General features: G+C 66.2%; 19 protein-coding genes, 1 other RNA gene and 2 pseudogenes. 10 read left to right on the forward strand and 12 right to left on the reverse strand.

Annotated elements, in window-relative coordinates:
• Window positions 1–227: 227 nt before the first annotated feature.
• The 3 genes and pseudogenes from AB4879_RS16205 to AB4879_RS16215 all read left to right on the forward strand — a co-directional run.
• Window positions 228–323: pseudogene (locus AB4879_RS16205) on the forward strand (DUF2510 domain-containing protein); the annotation flags it as partial.
• Window positions 324–413: 90 nt separating this feature from the next.
• Complete coding sequence (locus tag AB4879_RS16210; protein ID WP_370508853.1) at window positions 414–1,142, forward strand: hypothetical protein; 729 nt, start codon at window positions 414–416, stop codon at window positions 1,140–1,142.
• 206 nt (window positions 1,143–1,348) lie between these two features.
• Complete coding sequence (locus tag AB4879_RS16215) at window positions 1,349–2,245, forward strand: DUF2510 domain-containing protein (RefSeq protein ID WP_370508402.1); 897 nt, start codon at window positions 1,349–1,351, stop codon at window positions 2,243–2,245.
• On the opposite strand, the pseudogene AB4879_RS16220 reads toward AB4879_RS16215, so the two are convergent.
• Window positions 2,242–2,400 (reverse strand): annotated as a pseudogene (locus AB4879_RS16220) (site-specific integrase); the annotation flags it as partial. The gene AB4879_RS16215 and the pseudogene AB4879_RS16220 sit on opposite strands and share 4 nt — an antisense overlap.
• A gap of 214 nt (window positions 2,401–2,614) precedes the next feature.
• Window positions 2,615–2,982: a transfer-messenger RNA gene (gene ssrA / locus AB4879_RS16225) on the reverse strand.
• A 173-nt stretch (window positions 2,983–3,155) separates the two neighbouring features.
• On the opposite strand from ssrA, the gene AB4879_RS16230 reads away from it, so the two are divergent.
• The 3 genes from AB4879_RS16230 to AB4879_RS16240 are packed head-to-tail and all read left to right on the forward strand — an operon-like array spanning window position 3,156 to window position 6,014.
• Window positions 3,156–3,746: a TetR family transcriptional regulator gene (locus AB4879_RS16230; protein ID WP_370508403.1), complete on the forward strand. Its 591-nt coding sequence runs from the start codon at window positions 3,156–3,158 to the stop codon at window positions 3,744–3,746.
• 7 nt (window positions 3,747–3,753) lie between these two features.
• Window positions 3,754–4,836, forward strand: coding sequence for a DUF1214 domain-containing protein (locus AB4879_RS16235; protein ID WP_370508404.1), 1,083 nt, complete (start codon window positions 3,754–3,756; stop codon window positions 4,834–4,836).
• Window positions 4,833–6,014: a sulfotransferase gene (locus AB4879_RS16240; protein WP_370508405.1), complete on the forward strand. Its 1,182-nt coding sequence runs from the start codon at window positions 4,833–4,835 to the stop codon at window positions 6,012–6,014. The genes AB4879_RS16235 and AB4879_RS16240 overlap by 4 nt, the downstream gene beginning before the upstream one ends.
• A gap of 137 nt (window positions 6,015–6,151) precedes the next feature.
• Here AB4879_RS16240 and AB4879_RS16245 read toward each other — a convergent pair whose 3' ends face one another.
• The 7 genes from AB4879_RS16245 to prfB are packed head-to-tail and all read right to left on the reverse strand — an operon-like array spanning window position 6,152 to window position 11,652.
• A complete protein-coding gene (locus tag AB4879_RS16245; RefSeq protein WP_370508827.1) occupies window positions 6,152–6,997 on the reverse strand; it encodes an EamA family transporter in 846 nt (281 codons plus the stop codon).
• Complete coding sequence (gene smpB, locus AB4879_RS16250; protein ID WP_102807508.1) at window positions 6,994–7,482, reverse strand: SsrA-binding protein SmpB; 489 nt, start codon at window positions 7,480–7,482, stop codon at window positions 6,994–6,996. Before smpB ends, AB4879_RS16245 begins: the two co-directional genes overlap by 4 nt.
• A gap of 2 nt (window positions 7,483–7,484) precedes the next feature.
• A complete protein-coding gene (gene ftsX / locus AB4879_RS16255) occupies window positions 7,485–8,378 on the reverse strand; it encodes a permease-like cell division protein FtsX (protein WP_102807507.1) in 894 nt (297 codons plus the stop codon).
• The gene (ftsE, locus tag AB4879_RS16260; RefSeq protein WP_036339815.1) at window positions 8,379–9,068 is read right to left on the reverse strand and encodes a cell division ATP-binding protein FtsE; all 690 of its coding nucleotides are present in this window, start codon (window positions 9,066–9,068) and stop codon (window positions 8,379–8,381) included.
• A gap of 40 nt (window positions 9,069–9,108) precedes the next feature.
• A complete protein-coding gene (locus tag AB4879_RS16265) occupies window positions 9,109–9,591 on the reverse strand; it encodes a hypothetical protein (RefSeq protein WP_370508406.1) in 483 nt (160 codons plus the stop codon).
• Window positions 9,588–10,556 (reverse strand): mechanosensitive ion channel family protein, encoded by a 969-nt coding sequence (locus AB4879_RS16270; protein WP_370508407.1) that lies wholly within the window; start codon window positions 10,554–10,556, stop codon window positions 9,588–9,590. The genes AB4879_RS16265 and AB4879_RS16270 overlap by 4 nt, the downstream gene beginning before the upstream one ends.
• A complete protein-coding gene (prfB, locus tag AB4879_RS16275) occupies window positions 10,543–11,652 on the reverse strand; it encodes a peptide chain release factor 2 (RefSeq protein ID WP_102807504.1) in 1,110 nt (369 codons plus the stop codon). The genes AB4879_RS16270 and prfB overlap by 14 nt, the downstream gene beginning before the upstream one ends.
• A 195-nt stretch (window positions 11,653–11,847) precedes the next feature.
• Between prfB and AB4879_RS16280 the strand changes: the two genes are divergently transcribed.
• Window positions 11,848–13,221 carry an FAD-dependent oxidoreductase gene (locus tag AB4879_RS16280; protein WP_370508408.1) on the forward strand — a complete coding sequence of 458 codons (1,374 nt, stop codon included), beginning with the start codon at window positions 11,848–11,850 and terminating at the stop codon, window positions 13,219–13,221.
• Here the strand turns inward: AB4879_RS16280 and AB4879_RS16285 are convergent.
• Entirely contained in the window at window positions 13,218–14,408 is a 1,191-nt protein-coding gene (locus AB4879_RS16285; protein WP_370508409.1) for an MFS transporter, read from the reverse strand. The genes AB4879_RS16280 and AB4879_RS16285 overlap by 4 nt on opposite strands.
• A gap of 91 nt (window positions 14,409–14,499) precedes the next feature.
• Here AB4879_RS16285 and AB4879_RS16290 point away from each other — a divergent pair, with 91 nt between their 5' ends.
• Together AB4879_RS16290 and AB4879_RS16295 are read left to right on the forward strand one after the other, a co-directional pair.
• On the forward strand, window positions 14,500–15,048 hold the full coding sequence (locus AB4879_RS16290; protein ID WP_370508410.1) for a TetR/AcrR family transcriptional regulator: 549 nt from the start codon (window positions 14,500–14,502) through the stop codon (window positions 15,046–15,048).
• Between the two features lie 42 nt (window positions 15,049–15,090).
• Window positions 15,091–16,329: an MFS transporter gene (locus tag AB4879_RS16295; RefSeq protein WP_370508411.1), complete on the forward strand. Its 1,239-nt coding sequence runs from the start codon at window positions 15,091–15,093 to the stop codon at window positions 16,327–16,329.
• On the opposite strand, the gene AB4879_RS16300 is transcribed toward AB4879_RS16295, so the two are convergent.
• Window positions 16,330–16,737, reverse strand: coding sequence for a PPOX class F420-dependent oxidoreductase (locus tag AB4879_RS16300; RefSeq protein WP_036339837.1), 408 nt, complete (start codon window positions 16,735–16,737; stop codon window positions 16,330–16,332). It lies immediately after the preceding gene.
• A gap of 7 nt (window positions 16,738–16,744) precedes the next feature.
• Window positions 16,745–17,089 carry a hypothetical protein gene (locus AB4879_RS16305; RefSeq protein WP_370508412.1) on the reverse strand — a complete coding sequence of 115 codons (345 nt, stop codon included), beginning with the start codon at window positions 17,087–17,089 and terminating at the stop codon, window positions 16,745–16,747.
• 23 nt (window positions 17,090–17,112) lie between these two features.
• Between AB4879_RS16305 and hisN the strand changes: the two genes are divergently transcribed.
• Window positions 17,113–17,907: a histidinol-phosphatase gene (hisN, locus tag AB4879_RS16310; RefSeq protein WP_370508413.1), complete on the forward strand. Its 795-nt coding sequence runs from the start codon at window positions 17,113–17,115 to the stop codon at window positions 17,905–17,907.
• Window positions 17,908–18,085: the final 178 nt, after the last annotated feature.

The raw sequence follows: 18,085 nt of genomic DNA on the forward strand, positions 1-18,085 counted from the left end.
CACCGAACTGGAACTATGCATCTCCCGACCTGCTGCGACCTGGCGAAACTTGGCAATCTGTGGACGCGGTCCACACAGGCGTGCCGAGACCCGCAGAACTCCGCCATAGCCGTCTACGCAGCGGCATAATTCTGCCCACGGGCAACGCGGGAGGGTCCACAGGTTGTCGAGATTCGGTCCGCGTTTACGCAGGTAATGGGTACGATTCCCCAGGTGAAGGGGGCACGGTGAGCGCGCCTGGCTGGTATCCCGACCCATTGGGTGGTCGGGGCGCCCGCTACTGGGACGGCAACCGGTGGGATGGCGCGATTCAGTCCGGGCCACCGACAGCTCCGCAAGAATGCCCAGGGCTTGCGCCGAAGACAGAGAAGTCGCGGCGCCTATGGCCGCTATGGGTTGGCATGGGTGTGACCGTGGCGATCGCGGTCGGCTCTGCCCTTTTCGTGTTGACGCGCCCCGCCAGGGACATTCCGAAATCCGCGCCCGCGACGCCGACGACCCAAGCGACCTCGGCCGCTGCATCTGCGACGCCCCTGACCCCCACATCTCCACCCGCCGGTGACGTAGCCCGCCGAGTGAAAACGTTGATGCAGGACCATTTCGACACCGACCCCAAGCTCCGAACATTCGGACTGAAGATCGTCGACGTCTCCTTGGTCCACAAAGTCGGCAACGAATACCGCGGCACCGCGACCATCAGCGGACCCGGCGGGACACTGCAAACCGCTGTCGATGTCACCGCAGACGGGTCAAACATCATGTGGGAGATCGACTCCGACAAGCTGAACTTCACCCCGACATCAACGGCAGCGCCGCGAGCCGGCGCAGTCCCCGGCGCCGATGAGTTTGGGTTCTTCGACGGGCCTCGATGCTCCCGCCTCGATGTGGCCGCGATGATTGTGCGGACAACCCAATCCGAAGCAGTCGTCTGCCGAGGGGATGGCCCAAATCTCTACTTCTACAATGGATTACGGCTCTCTGATGGTGGAGAGATCACCTTGTCTGCAGTTCCTTCCGTGAATGGTTTCATAGCAACCAACCCTTCCGATGGAACCCAGTACGCCGTGACACTCAGTGGATTGACGATCACCACTGGGACTGGCGAGACATTCAGGGAACCAGCTATCGCGTCCGGACCATGACACCGGCGATAGTGGAATAGCGTGCTCGTTGACGCCTCCGGTGCGTCACGACACGGCTCAGCTAATTCGCCGCACGAAGCCTGTCGCGCCCGAGTCAGACACTGGCGTACGCCGCGGCACCGACGAACCGGCTGCAGCGGATCCGCTCAGGAAAGTCCCAGAAACGGGCTAAAATCCGCTCATGACGTGGGGGAGGTCGGACGGCGATGGCGACTGAGCCTGGTTGGTATCCCGATCCGCTCGGCGGTCAGGGAGCGCGTTATTGGGACGGCACCCAGTGGGATGGCGCCATTCAGCCCGGGCCCCCGACCGGTCCCCTAGCTGCGCAGGAGTTCCCAGAGCTACCGCCACCGCCCGTGGCGGAGAAATCGCGTCGCCTGTGGCCGTTATGGGCACTGGGTGCTGCGGTCGTAATCGCCATCGGTGCAGCGGTATTCGTGTTGACTCGCCCCGCCGGGGAGTCTCCGTCGTCCGCGTCGACCATCACGCCGACGACGACGCCCACCCCGAGCGTGCCCAAGGCCGACCGGGTCGCTGTGGAAGTGCAGTCGTCCATGCAGTCGAAACTGGACACCGACCCCGACCTTTCGCCGTTACACCTCAAGGTGGTTCACGTCGACCTAGTCAACAAGGCGGGCAACGAATTCAAGGGCATCGCGCGGGTGAAGACGTCGCGCGGGACGAGTCACGACGTGCCGATTGATGTCACTTCAGATGGCGACAAAACGTTATGGGAGGCCGCGCCCGGCGCGTTTCTGTTCGCGGTTCAAGACATGCCGACGCCCACCCGGGCAGCACCGCCACCGCCGGCGCCCGCCCCACGCCCAGTCCCGGTCCAGGTCCCCAGCACGGTGGAGAACTTCAGGATTTGCCCATCAGGGTTAACTGGTGTCGCCACCGACGACACCAGTTGCGCGTTCGCAGACAGCGTGCGGGCGGCCTGGTACTCCCAACCCGGTACCACCGTTGTCGCCTACAGCCCGGTGACCCACCAGTCCTACCTGATGACGTGCTTCGTGAACGCGACAAATGTGTGGCCGGGATCTAAGCGATGCTCCGGCGTCAACGCCCAAGGCACGCTCCTGATTGTGTACATCAACTAGCCAAACAAGTAGCCAAACAAGGCGGCGATGACATCGGCAGCGGCCTGCGCTGACCGACAGGCCAGGTGACCGTAGACGCCGACGGTCACTTCGATCGATTCGTGGCCGAGGTGCTGTTGCACGACTAGGAGCGGGATGCCGGCTTGGATGAGCCGGCTGGCGCAGGTCGTGGACCCGCAGTTCGAGGGGTGAAGAGGTCGGCGTCGGCCTCATTGTCGAGGGCCTCGGAGATTCCTTACGTCAGCGCGGAACCGGACCTGACAGTCGTTGCTGGCATCCTCACGCTCGCGGAGTCGCACTATCGCCATGCGCGGAGTGAAAATCTAGACGTGGAAAAGGCCCCCAACTTGGGGGCCTTCCCCATCTTCTCGGTGGAGCTGCCGGGAATTGAACCCGGGTCCTACGGCATTCCCTCAAGGCTTCTCCGTGCGCAGTCCGCTATGTCTCTACTTGGATCTCCTGATCTCGCGAACAAGTCAGGATGACGATCCCAGTCGCTGTTTGATGTCCCCACAGGTCCCGCGACCGAACCCGTGGGTGGGTCCCTCTAGATGACGCCAGGGTCCGGGTCGAGGGCAGTCCCGGTCTGACGGATTAGCTTCGCTTAGGCAGCGAGAGCGTAATCGCGCTGATTGGAATCGGCGCTTAATTGGTTGCAACGACGCTTACGGTGGTCTCTTGCCTGCACCGGCACGCTTCCCTTGATTCGATGCGCGAAGTCGAAACCGATCAGCCCCTCGCACCCCGGCCGAGGTACGGCCGGACAATCCATGTTACGCGAGGTGTAACCCCGAACTGAAGTGCATTAATCCCGCGTCCAGATCGACGTTCTGCGGCGATCTACTCGCACTTCGCCGGCGGTTTGTCGGTTTGGGCGAACAGAAAATGAGACTTTGTCTACAGTGAGACGATGTCTGAAAGTCTGCGGGTCCGCAAACGGCAGCGCACCCGGGAGCGAATCGCCACCTCGGCCGCCCAGCTGGTCATGCACAACGGGCTGAGCGCGACGACCGTCGAGCAGATCGCCGAAGCCGCCGACGTGGCCCGGGCGACGTTCTTCCGGTACTTCGAGTCCAAGGAGTACGCGGTCGCCGAGGGCTTCACCTCGACCTGGATCGCGGCGATCACCGACGCCTTGCGCCGCCAACCCGCCGACCTGTCCGTCAACGACGCACTCAGCGCCGCGTTCGCCGAACTCACCCCCGGCTTCAGCGCCGTCGAGAGCAGCATCGCCGAAATCGAACGCCAGACCCGCGACTCGCTGACCCTGCGGGCCTGGACATTGCTGTGCTACCTCAACTTCGAAACGGCCATCGCCGAAGCGATCGCGCCCCGGCTGCCCGACCTAACCGTCGACGACCCGCGCCCGCGTCTGATCGGCGCCCTGGCGATGGCGTCGGTGCGGATCTCGATCGACGACTGGCTGCGCGACGGCGGATCGCTATCAGACCGAATCTCCCGCGCGGTCAACTCCATGACCCCGTGCCCGATCAAGAATTGAGGACCGCATGAGTGCCGAAAAGTCGCTGGAAGCATGGGGATTCGTCCGAAAAGTTCTTGACGATCTGACCGCCCAGATCACCGAGGACGCCCGCGACGAGCGTGAAATGCTCGAGGGACTGCGCGCGCTCAACCGGGTGACCGCGCTGTGCACCGAGCTGTCGGTGGACATCGACCCGGACCATCCGCATTTCGTCGACATGTGCACACCCTCGCGCTTCGTCGGCGGGCCCAACCCGCACGGCGCCTATCCGCTGGCCATGATCAGCGGTGACCGGGCCTACCGCGTCACCGGCACCAGGGGCACGTCGACCTACCTTGGCATCCAGGTCCTGGCCGGCACCGGGATGAATCCACGCCGGATGAGCAACTACCTCTCCGACCGCGATCTGGTTCTCGACGCCCACGGCCGGTTCAAGATCGTCTTCGCCGCCACCCGCCCGACCGACGACGACCTCGCCGGAGCACAGTTCATCGAGGTACCCGAGGACGCGACGTCGATCGTGGTACGGGACTACATCGCGGATCCGGCCACTGAAATCCCTGTGCAGCTTGATATCTCGTTGCTCGGCGAGGCTCCCCCGCCGGCGCCACTGAGCGACGAGACCCTGGCCGGCCAGCTCACGGCGATGGGCTGGACCATCGTCAAGCTGACCACCCTGCACCGCACGGTGCGCCCGGACCTGCTGGACACCCCCAACATCCTGATCACCTCCGGCGCGGAGAACCTGGGCGGCGAGAACACCACACCGGACAACCTCTACATGCTCGGCATGTTCGAGCTGGAACCACATCAGAACCTGCAGCTGACCTTCCTCCCACCCGAAACCCGTTACTGGTCAGTTACTTTGGAAAGTATCTGGCATGAATGCCTGGAGCCGCTGCTACGCTCCAGCTCGGTGACCAACAAGGGCGTCTCCCCCGATCCCGACGGATACGTCCGGCTCACGATCGGGGCGCACGACTCCGGCGAGGGCCATTGGCTGGACACCGGTGGACGTCGACGCGGTTTCATCGTCGTTCGCTGGCTGGACAACCCGAATGCCCCGGATGTGACAGTTCGTCTGCTGGACAAGGAGATTCAGAAATGACGAGTGCGGTGCAAGCCCGCCTTGACCCCGCCAAACTGATCGAGCAGGCCTGCGAACTGGCCGGCAGCGACGACTTCGGCGCCGACGACGGCTGGCGGGAGAACCTGTCGCGGATGGTCGACGACCTGGTCACCGAAGCGGACCTCTCGCCGCTCGGCGTGGAGATCGCGGCCGCCGATGTGATTGTGCCGCTGCGCAACCGCCTGCAGATCACCGCGTGGCGGGCCGAACATCCCGAGATCGCCGAGGAGCGGATCACCCAACCCATCTTCATCCTCGGCCAGCCCCGCACCGGCACGACGATCCTCTACGACCTGCTCAGCCAGGATCCCGACCTGCGGGCGCCGCTGACGTGGGAGGTCGATCACCCCTTCCCGGTCCCCCAGCCGGAGACCTATCTGACCGACCCGCGCATCGACGAGACCCAAGCCCAGCTGGAAATGACCGAGCAACTGATGCCCGGTTTCATGAAGTTCCATCCGATGAGCGCGCGCGGCGGCCAGGAATGCGTCCGGATCACCGCAGGCACGTTCTGCAGCATGATCTTCCCCACCCAGTACCGCCTGCCGAACTACCAGCACTGGCTGATGTACGAGGCCGACCATGCGCCCGCCTACCGCTACCACCGTCAGTATCTGCAGCACCTGCAGTCCGGGGTGCCGGGCCAGTGGCTGCTGAAGAGCCCCGCCCACCTGTGGACCCTCGACACGCTGCTGGCCGAGTATCCGGACGCGATCCTGGTGCAGACCCATCGCGACCCGCTGGTGGTGATCTCCTCGATCAGCGCGTTGATCGCTCACCTACAGAAACTGGCCAGCGACAACGCGACTGTCCAGCGCGCGGCCGCACAGTGCGCGGCGGAGAACATTCTGGGACTCGACCGCCTGATGAAGTGGGTGGACGACGGCGTGATCAGCCAGGATCGCGTCGTCAATGTGCGGTTCGCCGATTTCATGCAGGACCCGTTCGCCACGATCGGCGCGGTCTATGAGCGCCTGGGCCGCGAGCTGACCCCGGTCGCCGAACAGCGCATGCGCGCCCATCTTGCGGCGAACCCCGGCGACGGCGGCGGCAACCGCTACACCTGGGCCGATACCGGACTCGATGCGGCCGAATTACGGGAGCGGGTCCGGGCCTACCAGGAGCGCTACGACGTGCCGAGCGAGACGCTGCGGTAGCGGTCGCGTGTAACGCGGCCGGCGCCGGGCACGATTTCCCCTATCGGAAGCGCACTTCTTGCAAGTGGGCGATCAGGGGCGGCCCGGAAGGGACCACACGTCTGGAAGGTGCGGGCAGAGGTCGGGACGGACGAGAACTATCGGACCGAGATCATCCCGACGGCGACCAAGGCCATCACCATGCCCAGCACCTGCCAGCGGGTGACCCGCTCACGCAGCACGACGATCGCCAGCAGCACTGTGGCCGCCGGGTAGAGCGCCATCAGCACGCTGGCCACGGACAGCATCGTCGCCTGCAGCGCCAGTAGCGTCGCGACGTTGGAGACGGTGTCCAGCAGCGCGGCAAACACCGCCATCTTGAGCGGAAATCCCCGTGGCGCATGAAAATTACCGCTGAACGCGGCGACCAGCAGGACGATCGCGGTCGCCGAGACTCGGGCGAAGAACAGTGGCCACAGGTGAGCGTCGGCCGGAGCCTGGTGCAGCAGAACGAAATTCAAGCCGAACGCCAGACCTGAGCCGACCGTCAACCACGCCACCGCCGCGGTGAACTTGTGCGGCCGGACGTCTTCGTCGGTGGCTTGCCTGCTGACCAGGACCACGGCGATCAACGCCAGCACCGTCCCCACCCCGGCGATCACACCGGGCTGCTCCCCCATCGCGAGTCCCACACTGACCGGCACTGCAGCCACCAGAACCGCGGTCAACGGCGAGACCACCGAGATCGGTCCGGAGCCCAGCGCGGCGTAGAACCACCACACCCCGAACGCCTGACTCACGCCGCACAGCAGACCCCACACCACCGCCGGAGTCGATATCGTGCCGCCGAACACCACTGCCAGGATGCCGAGCAGCACCATCGCCACCGGGTAGGACACCAAGACCACCCGCAGAGCGGCGACCCGTCGCGCGGCAATACCGCCGACGAAATCGCTGACGCCGTAACCGATTGCCGATGCCAGCGCGAGCAGGATCCCGATCAGAGCTTGCCCTTGGCCCGGCGGCCCAGCTCCCGGATGACCTCTCGCTCCGCGTCCCGCTTGGCCAGGTCCTGCCGCTTGTCGTGCGCCTGTTTACCGCGGGCCAGCGCCAGTTCGACCTTGACCTTGCCGTCGGAGAAATACAACGACAGCGGCACCAGGGTCAGGTTGCCGTCACGGATCTTGCCCACCAGGTTGTCGATCTGGCTGCGGTGCAGCAGCAGCTTGCGGTTGCGCCGCGGCGCGTGGTTGGTCCAGGTGCCGTGGTGATACTCCGGAATGTGCAGGTTACGCAACCAGATCTCGCCGTCGTCGACGGTGGCGAACGCATCGGCCAGCGACGCGTGGCCCTCCCGCAGGCTTTTGACCTCGGTGCCCTGCAGGACGACACCACACTCGTAGGTGTCGAGGATCGAATAGTTGTGCCGCGCCTTGCGATTGGTGGCGACGACCTTGTGGTCGGGCTTCTTGTCCGGATTCTTGGCCACCGCTACCGCCGGACGTACAGGCGCAGCGTGACGTAGCCGGTGAGACCGGCCATCAACACGCCGACGCCGAACATGATCGGCGATATGTAGAGGATGTCGGCATAGTCGATCCGGGCGATCAGATTGGCTTGGTAGAACTGGTTGAGCGCGTTCTCCAGGAACGCCGCCCGCACCACTATCAGCCCGACGATCGCTATCACCACACCGATCGTCGCCGCGAGCACCGCCTCCAACAGGAACGGCAGCTGGGTGTACCACCGGGTGGCACCCACCATTCGCATGATGCCGATCTCCGTGCGTCTGGTGTACGCGGCGACTTGAACCATGTTGGCGATCAACAGGATCGCACCGATCGCCTGCACCATCGCGATCGCGAACGCCGCCGCGGACAGCCCGTCGAGCACCGCGAAGAGCCGATCGATCAGCTCCTTCTGGTTCAGCACATTGAGCACACCGGGCTGGCCGGTCATGGCCGCGTCGAAGTCCTTGTGCTGCTCGGGGTTGTCCAGCTTGACGACGAACGACGCCGGGAACGAATCCTTACTGGCGACGTCCTTGTACTGCGGGAACTTACGGATCGCGTCGTTGTAGGCGTCGTCGCGGTTCAGGAACCGGACCGACCGGACATCGTCGCGGGCTTCGATCTTGGCGCGCAACGCCTTACAGGGGTCGGCGTCGCAGGTCGGGTCGTTCGCCGATACGTCGTTGGTCAAGAACACCTGGGTCTCGACGCGGTCGAGGTAGATGTTGCGCGAGTGGTCCGCCAACCGAACCACCAGCAGGCCACCACCGAACAGGCCGATCGAGATGGCCGTCGTCAAGATCATGGCCACCGTCATGGTGACGTTGCGGCGAAGTCCGGTGAAGACCTCGTTGATGAGAAAGCCGAAGCGCACTTAACGATCCATTCCGTAGACACCACGCTGCTCATCGCGAACGAGCCTGCCCAGGGACAGCTCCACCACACGCTGGCGCATGGAGTCGACGATGTGGTGGTCGTGGGTGGCCATCAACACGGTGGTTCCCGTGCGGTTGATCCGCTCGAGCAGATCCATGATGTCCTTACTGGTCTCAGGGTCCAGGTTGCCGGTGGGCTCGTCGGCCAGCAGCACCAGCGGCCGGTTGACGAACGCGCGCGCGATCGCCACGCGCTGCTGCTCGCCGCCGGACAGCTCGGCAGGCAGCCGATTGGCCTTGCCGGACAGGCCCACCATCTCCAGGACCTCGGGCACCACGCGATTGATGGTGTCGGGCTTCTTGCCGATCACCTCCAGGGCGAAGGCGACGTTCTCGAACACCGTCTTCTGCTGCAGCAGCCGGAAGTCCTGGAACACGCAGCCGATCACCTGGCGCAGCTTGGGGACCTGCCGGCCCGAGAGCTTGTTGACGTGGAACTTCGACACCTGCAGGTCACCGGACGTGGGTGTGTCCTCAGCCAGCAGCAACCGCATGAACGTGGACTTGCCGGAGCCGGACGGGCCGATGAGGAAGACGAACTCACCCTTGTCGATCTTGACGCTGACATTGTCGAGGGCTGGCCGTGCCGACGACTTGTACTGCTTACTGACATGGTCGAGGGTGATCATCACGGCACGCCAGTGTAGCCGTCCGGCGGGCGGGACCCGGTTACTGCGTCGGAGCCGCGGGTGTGACCATCGGCCCCTGACCCGGTGCCGGCGTGGGAACCGGGGCAGGTGACGGGGTCGGAGTGGGCAGCCCGGGGATCTGGAACGGCAGCGGGCCAGGCGGGGTGGTCGACGTCGTCGGGCTGGTCGGGCTCGTCGTCTCCGTCGGCGTCGTGGTTTCCGTCGGCGACGTGGTCTCGGTGGTGGTGGTCGTGGTGGTCGTGGTGGTCGGCGGTGTCGTCGTGGTGCGCCGCACATCGGTGCGCGGGACCCAGGTGTACGACGGATCGGGAACGTAGCCCGGCGGCACCACCTGGTTCGCGGGAACCGGCTGCTGGGCCGGCGGCTGGAAGTTCTGATACACCCAGAACAGCGCGATGAATGCCACCAGCAGCACCGCGGTGGACGTGCGAAGGCGCCCGCCCGGAAGATATTTCGGCCAACCGCGGTCGTCACGCTTGGACTTGCTCGATTGATTCGTCACTGCGCTTTGTCCTGACTGCGCGCTACATCGTCGCTGGTGCCCGACGGAGTCATCGCGCCCAGTGTCGGGGTTTTCTCCGCCGGGGTGGTGATACCCGCCTGCGCCAGGGCGGCGATCACCATGACCCGCAGTCGGCGGCCGACGTCGAACTGTTTGCCGGGCAGGGTTCGGGCCACCATCCGCAGATTGACCGAGTCGACCTCGAGGCTCTCGACGCCCATCAGGGCCGGCTTGTCCAGCAGCAGCTTTCGCAGATCCTCGTCGAGCATCGCGTCGTTGCACACGGTGTGCAGCACGTCGTTGACGCGGTTGAGGTCAGCGGAGGTGGGCACCGGGACATCGACGACCGCTCGCGCCCAGTCCTTCGACAGGTTGAGGGATCTGACGATGTTCCCGTTGGGCACGGTGTACATCTCGCCTTCCGGCGTTCGGAGCTTGGTCACCCGCAGGGTGACCTCCTCCACGGTGCCGAGCGAGTCTTTCGGGGCGCCGACCATACTCAGCTGCACCAGGTCACCGAAGCCGTACTGGCGCTCGGTGATGATGAAGAAGCCGGCCAGCATGTCCTTGACCAGGTTCTGCGCACCGAAGCCCAGGGCCGCGCCCAGCACCGCGGCCGGGGCGGCGAGCGAGCTGACCGGTATCGACAAGACGTCACCGATCTCGACGACGACCATCACGAACAGCAGAGCGATCGATACCCAGGACACCACCGAGGCCACGGCTTGCTGATGCTTGGCGCTCTCGGTGCGGACGATCTGGTCGGTCTGCTGGTATTGGGCGTCGATGCGCCGGGTGATCCGGCGTGCGAGCCAGTTGATGAAACGTGCGGCCAACAGCCCGCCGATCAGCAGCAGCGCGATGCGGACGCCTCTGGTCACGATCCACACGCCGTACTGGCCGTGCCAGAAGCTGCTCCAGTGCTCGGCCACGCCCAGTGCCAGGTAGGTGTTAGTCGTCGTCATCTCGCCGGTTGCGCCACCGGATCCCCGCTTCCAGGAATCCGTCGATGTCCCCATCCAGTACCGCCGCGGGATTGCCGACCTCGTACTCGGTGCGCAGATCCTTGACCATTTGGTAGGGGTGCAGAACGTACGAGCGCATCTGGTTGCCCCAGGAACTACCGCCGTCGCCCTTGAGGGCGTCCATCTCGGCGCGTTCTTCCTGGCGTTTGCGCTCCATAAGCTTGGCCTGCAGCACGCGCATCGCCGACACCTTGTTCTGCAGCTGCGACTTCTCGTTCTGGCAGGTGACGACGATGCCGGTCGGGATGTGGGTCAGCCGGACCGCCGAGTCGGTGGTGTTGACCGACTGACCGCCGGGCCCGCTGGAGCGGTAGACGTCGACGCGCACGTCCTGCTCGGGGATGTCGATGTGGTCGGTGGTTTCCACGACGGGGAGTACCTCGACGTCGGCGAACGACGTCTGGCGCCGGTTCTGGTTGTCGAACGGGCTGATCCGCACCAGCCGGTGGGTGCCCTGCTCCACCGAGAGGGTGCCGTAGGCGTAGGGGGCGTGCACCGCGAAGGTCGCGCTCTTGATGCCGGCTTCTTCTGCGTAGGAGGTGTCGAAGACCTCGACGCCGTAGTCGTGCTGTTCGGCCCAGCGGATGTACATCCGCATCAGCATCTCGGCCCAGTCGGCGGCATCCACACCACCGGCGCCGGACCGGATGGTCACCAGCGCCTCGCGTTCGTCGTACTCGCCGGACAGCAGGGTCCGGACCTCAAGCTGTTCGACTTCGGCTTGCAGCGCCTTCAGTTCGGCGTCGGCTTCGGCCACCTCGTCCTCGCCACCTTCTTCGGCGGCGAGCTCGTAGAGCACCGGCAGATCCTCGAGACGGCTGCGCAAGCCTTCGACGCGGCGCAGCTCGCCCTGGGCGTGGGACAGCTCGCTGGTGACGCGCTGAGCGTGGCTCTGGTCGTTCCACAGATTCGGGTCGGCGGCTTCGTGTTCGAGTTTCTCGATCTTGGCGCGCAGACCGTCGACGTCGAGCACTCGCTCCACCGTGGTGAGGGTGGTGTCGAGTGCGGCGATATCTGACTGACGATCGAGGTCCACGGGTCCTCAGGGTACCGGCGTCGCGACACGTTGTGATCCACGGCGACTCCTGAGACTTCTGGGGCTGCCCCGCCGTTGCGCGTCTAACATCACTTTCGTAACCAGGATGTGGCGTCGCACAGCCCAGAGCGACGCTGCTCGACTGCGACGCGACAGCCCCTTGCGCGCAGCCGGGTCCGGACAGAAAGCGCGAGGATGCGTCCTTACTATGTCGCGATCGTTGGTGCAGGCCCCTCCGGATACTTCGCGGCGGCGTCGCTGCTGAAGTTCGCCGACAGTTCCGTCGCCGCCGGCGGTCCGGATGTCCACGTCGACATGCTCGAAATGTTGCCCACTCCCTGGGGTTTGGTGCGCTCCGGAGTGGCACCCGATCATCCGAAGATCAAAACCATCAGCGCCCAGTTCGAGAAGACTTCGCTCGACGAGCGGTTCCGTTTCTTCGGCAACATCCGAGTCGGTCAGCACGTACAAGCCGACGAGCTCAAGCAGCGCTACGACGCCGTCGTCTACGCCACCGGCGCGCAGTCGGACCGTCCGCTGGGGATTCCCGGCGAGGAACTCGAGGGCAGCGTCGCCGCCGTCGACTTCGTCGGTTGGTACAACGCGCACCCGCACTTCGAGGAGATGACGCCGGACCTTTCGACCGGGCGCGCCATCGTGGTCGGCAACGGCAATGTGGCCCTCGACGTCGCGCGGATCCTCGTCAGCGATCCCGGCGAGCTCGCCAAGTCCGACATCGCCGACCACGCGCTGGAACTGCTACACGCACGGGGTGTCGACGAGGTCGTGGTCATCGGCCGCCGCGGCCCCCTGCAGGCCACCTTCACGACGATGGAGCTGCGCGAGCTGGGCGATCTGGAAGCCATGGCCGACGTAGACGTCATCGTCGACCCCGCGGACTTCGACTCCATCACCGACGAACAGCTCGAGGCGGCGGGAAAGACCGTGAAGCTGAACGTCAAGGTGCTGCGCGGCTACGCGGAGACCGAACCGCGAGGAGCCAAGCGGCGCATCGTGTTCCGGTTCCGCACCTCGCCGATCGAGATCAAGGGTGACGGCCGTGTCGAGTCGGTGGTGCTGGGCCGCAACGAGCTGGTCGACGAGGGCGGCCGCATCGTCGCCAAGGACACGGGCGTGCGCGAGGAGCTGCCCGCCCAGCTGGTGGTCCGCGCTGTCGGCTATCGCGGCATCCCGACTCCGGGCCTGCCGTTCGATGAGCGCTCAGGCACCATCCCGCACACCGACGGCCGTGTCGAAGGCAGCGACAACGAGTACGTCGTCGGCTGGATCAAGCGTGGCCCGTCGGGCGTCATCGGGAGCAACAAGAAAGACTCGGCGGACACGGTTGCGACGTTGGTAGCCGACCTCGACGGCCGCGAGCTCGGCGCGTTCGCCGACGACCACGGCGACACGCTCGTCGAGTGGCTGCTGTCGCGTCAGCCGATATTGGTCACCGACGACCACTGGAAGCTGATCGACGCGCACGAGCGCGGCGCGGGCGAACCCCACGGCCGCCCGCGCGTGAAGCTCACCAGTGTTGCCGAACTGCTGCGCATCGGGCACGGCTAGAGGGCGCAGGTCTCCGGCTCACGCTCCCGGGACAGCCCGCCGACCGGGCCTGCGGTGCGCGCGATCAGCGGTGTGATGGCGGCGGACATCGCCAGTGCGGCCGACACCATGATCACCGCGAAGGGGCTGTAGCCGTCCACCACGACGCCGCCGATCGCGGTGCCGATGGCTCCGCCGACGAGGGCACCGCTGTTGAGCCAGCCGAATGCTTCGGCGGTCGAATGCGCGGCGATCTGGTTGGAGACCATGACGTAGAGCGCCGCCAGCGCAGGCGCGAAGCCGAGCCCCGAGGCGAACAACGCGGCGAGCTGCAGGCCGTAGCCGTCGGCCAGACCGAACAGCACGGTGCCGGCGGCGACAGTCGCCATCGACAGGGACAGGCCGCGGACACCGAGGTGGCGGTGGCCGAACAGCACGCCGCCGAGCAGCGACCCGACGCCGGTTGCCGCGAGCGCGATGCCCGCCGACAGGTTGTGGTTGCCGTACAGGGCGAGGACGCCCACTTCCAGTGCCGTGAACGACGCCACCAGCGCGAGGCTGGCGACCATGGCCAGGATGACCGCATGGTTGGCCAGTACCTTGCCGAACGCGACCGTGCTGCTGACGATCGTCGGCCGGAACTGGCGGGCGCTGAGCAGGAACCACACGGTCCCGACGATCGTGACCGCGGCGGAGAACAACAGCGGAATCGCCGTCGAGATCGCGGACGCCAGGAACGTCGCGGCGACCGGGCCGATCACCCAGATGAGCTCCTGGGCGGTGGTGTCGAGCGCGAACAGCGCCCGCAGGCCTTGGCCGGGGACCATCTGCGGGTACAGCGCACGCACCGCAGGCAGCAGCGGCGGTACCGAGGCGCCGATGAGGAACCCCAGCACCATGAGGAAGGTCGCGGGGACGTGGACGAAGGCCAGCGCCAACATGCTGACGCCGTTGATCAGGGCAGCCGACACCAGCGTCGGCATCATCCCGATCCGGCCGAGGAGGCGCGCCGTCATGGGCATGGCCACCGCTTCACCGATGCTCGTGCACGCCACGACGGCGCCTGCCACCGCGTACGACCCGGTCCGGGCCTGTACGTGCAGCAGGATCGCCAGCGACAGCATGCCCAGCGGCAGCCGCGCGAAAAGCTGTGAGGCGGTCACATTGACCACGCCTGGAACTCGAATGAGCTCTACGTAGGCGCGCACGGTTATCTCTCCATCGAATGAGGTCTAGTGGTTTGAGCTCCTCAACTGTACCGTCCGGACGGTACAGTTCGAAAGTCGATAAACTCGGCCGATGACGACCTCGCGCGAGCGCATCCTCGATGCCTACGCCGACGCGCTGGCCGTCGACGGCGAGCGTCTCGCCACGCTCGACGCGGTGGCCGCCAAGGCCGGAGTCTCCAAGGGCGGACTGCTGTATCACTTCCCGTCCAAGGACCAACTCGCCGAAGCACTGTGTGAGCGGCTGATCGCGCTGGCCGCTGACGACGTCGAGAAGATGCGCAACGCCGCGGACGGGCCGGCTCGCCACTACATCCGCACGTCGCATTACGCCAACACCCCGCTGGACCGCACCCTGGTCGCGGTGGCCCGGCTGCAGCAAGCCGGTGACCCGCGCGCGCGGGCGGCCATCGAGATGATCTCCGATCAGTGGCTGAGCGTGCTGACCGAGGCGCTCGGCGACCGTGACGTCGCGCGCACCGTCAAGCTCATCGGCGACGGCCTGTACCACCACGCGCTGTTCAGCGTGCTCGGCGGACCACCGCGCACGGAACTCGACGAGGGACTGCTGGCGGTCATCGATCGGCTCATCGACTCGAGTTCGGACGCGCCGCGAGCCTGAGTACCGGGAGCCGCACAGGCACGGTCGGCAGAATGTGACTCAATGGCGAGCACCGATCGGCGACCATCGACACGGTCGCTGCGCGCGCTCGATGGGCTGAACTTCTTCCTCGCCGATGTGCGCGACGGCCTCGGCCCGTATCTGGCCATCTACCTGCTCGCCACCCGCGGCCCCGCACACGGCTGGGACGAGGCCACGGTCGGCAGCGTGATCACCATCGCCGGTCTGGTCGGCCTCGTCGTCCAGACGCCCGCGGGCGCGCTGATCGACCGAATCCCGCACCGCCGAATGGTTCTCATCGTCGCGGCCGTCGTGGTGACGGCCAGTTGCCTGTGCCTGCCGGTGGTGCACGGCTACGTTGCGGTGACCGTGACCCAGTCAGCCGCGGCCGCCGCCGCGACCGTCTTCGGCCCCGGCATCGCGGCCATCAGCCTCGGACTCGTCGGCGCCAAGCTGCTGACACCGAGGATCGCGCGCAACGAGGCGTTCAACCATGCGGGCAATGCCGCATCTGCGGGCGTCGCCGCCCTGCTGGCCATCCAGTTCGGTCCGGTCGTGGTGTTCTGGCTGATGGCGGTGCTCGCTCTGCTCAGCGTGGCCTCGGCCGCACGCATCAAGGATTCGGAGATCGACGAAAGCCTGGCGCGAGGCCTGTCGGCCGACCACACGATCGACAGCCACGCCAGCGGCTGGTCGGTGTTGTTCAAGAGCCGAAGCCTGGGGGCCTTCGCCGCCGTCGTGTTCGTGTTCCACCTGTCGAACGCGGCGATGCTGACCTCGGTCAGCCAGCTCCTCGTTCGGGTCGCGGGGAAGAACAGCGCGACGTCGCTGACCGCGCTGTGCGTCCTCGCCGCGCAGCTCGTCATGGTTCCGGTCGCGCTCGCCGTCGGGCGCACCGCCGACTCGTGGGGCCGAAAGCCGATCTTCGTCGCGGGTTTCGCCGTGCTGGCCGTGCGCGGCGTGCTCTACACGGTTTCGGACAACCCGGTGTGGCTGGTCGCGGTGCAGACCCTCGACGGCGTGGGCGCCGGCATTTTCGGGGCCTTGTTCCCGGTCGTAATCGCCGACCTGACCGCGGGCACGGGTCACTTCAACGCGACCCAGGGCGCTCTCGCCACCGTTCAGGGCGCGGGCGCCGCGATCAGCGCCGGACTGGCCGGGGCGTTGATCGTCGCCGCCGGCTATCACACGACCTTCATCACGCTGTCCGCCATCGCGGTCGCCGGGCTGGTTCTCTACGTTGCCGCGGTCCCGGAGACCAAGGCGCCGGCGCAGAACTAGTCAGTCGCGGGCCGGTGGGGTGATCGATTCGGCGGCGATGGTGACGATCACGCGAGTCTCGTCGGGATTACCGGAGAAGTTCGGATAAGGGATGCCGAGGTACTTCTGTGAGATCTCATCGATGCTTGCGCGACCACCGACTGTCGTCGTCGACAACACACGACCTCGAACTGCGTAGTACCGAGTGACGTTGTCGGGGTCGACGACGTTGACGGCGATGCGAGGGTCGCGGGACAGATTTCGCGCCTTCTGCATGCCATCGACGATGTTGATGACGATGTGCTCGCCGTCGGTGGTCACCCACGTCTCGGTCAGCTGGGGTGAGCCGTCGGGCATCAGCGTTGCCACGAAGCAGGGACTGGGGCGCTGTAACAGCGCGAGCAACCCGTCGGGAAGCGGTTGGGACATCGAATTCCTAACTCGGGGGCTGCAGGGGCGGCGGCTGGTCGGGCGGTGCGAAGGACCAGTTGTCCGGATTCTTCTGCGAGTACACCACGGGGATGAGTTGGCCCATGGTCGGCCATTTGTTCACGTCGACCGCCATCCGCTGGTACACCACGTGCTCGTTGACCGTGGGGCCGTTGATCACCCCGCTGATCGTGACGAACTGATCGCCGGTGGCGTCCGGGCGCGGACTGACCCCGGTCACCAGCAGCGTGCCCTGTAAGACCTCGCCGCGCGGGCCGCGGCGCATCAGGCGCGGAGCCAAAACCAGGACCAGCGCACCGACGATGAGCAATATCACCGCAAATTCCCACATGCGGCCATGGTAGGACTGCATGCATGAGCGGCCGGGATGTACAGGCAGACCTGACGGTGGCGTTGCAGCTGGCCGAGCGTGCCGATGCGATCACCCTCGACCGATTCGGGGCGCTGGATCTGCGCGTCGACACCAAACCGGACCTCACGCCCGTCACCGACGCCGACGAGGCGGTTGAGGCCGATGTGCGGGCGGCGCTGTCCCGCGAGCGCCCGGACGACGCGGTGCTCGGCGAGGAGTACGGCGGCACCGCCGAATTCCAGGGCAGGCAATGGGTGATCGACCCGATCGACGGGACCAAGAACTTCGTTCGCGGCGTACCGATCTGGGCGACCCTGATCGCGCTTCTCTCCGACGGCGTGCCGGTCGTCGGTGTGGTCAGCGCCCCAGCCCTGAACCGGCGGTGGTGGGCCGGTCGGGGACTGGGCGCCTTCGCGCGCACCGGGGACGGGCCGGCCCGGCCGTTGTCGGTTTCCGGGGTTGCCGAACTGGGATCGGCCAGCCTGTCGTTCTCCAGCCTGTCCGGTTGGGCCGACATCGGGCTGCGGGACCAGTTCATCGGCTTGACCGACGCCGTGTGGCGGGTGCGCGGCTACGGCGACTTCTTCTCCTACTGCCTGGTCGCCGAGGGCGCTGTCGATATCGCCGCCGAACCCGAGGTGAAGCTGTGGGATCTGGCGCCGCTGGACATCCTGGTCCGCGAGGCCGGCGGCCGCTTCACCAACCTCGACGGACAGCCCGGCCCGCACGGCGGCCATGCCGTGGCCACCAACGGCCTGCTGCACGACGCGACCCTGGCGAGTCTGGCCAGGCGTTAGCAGCCGGCGTCGAATTCGACGGGCAGCGTCGCGGGTCCGCTGAGCCCACCCAACCTGCATCGGCAGCACCGTGGCACGGGTGATCTCCAGGCGATCCGGATCCTCGCAGACACTCGAATCCCGGTTGGCGGCAGCGGAATTGGTGTCGTAGTCGATCGACGGCAACCCGGCATCGAAC

It is taken from the genome of Mycobacterium sp. SA01 (genome assembly GCF_041287105.1).
In the GTDB taxonomy this organism is placed as follows: Bacteria; Actinomycetota; Actinomycetes; order Mycobacteriales; family Mycobacteriaceae; genus Mycobacterium.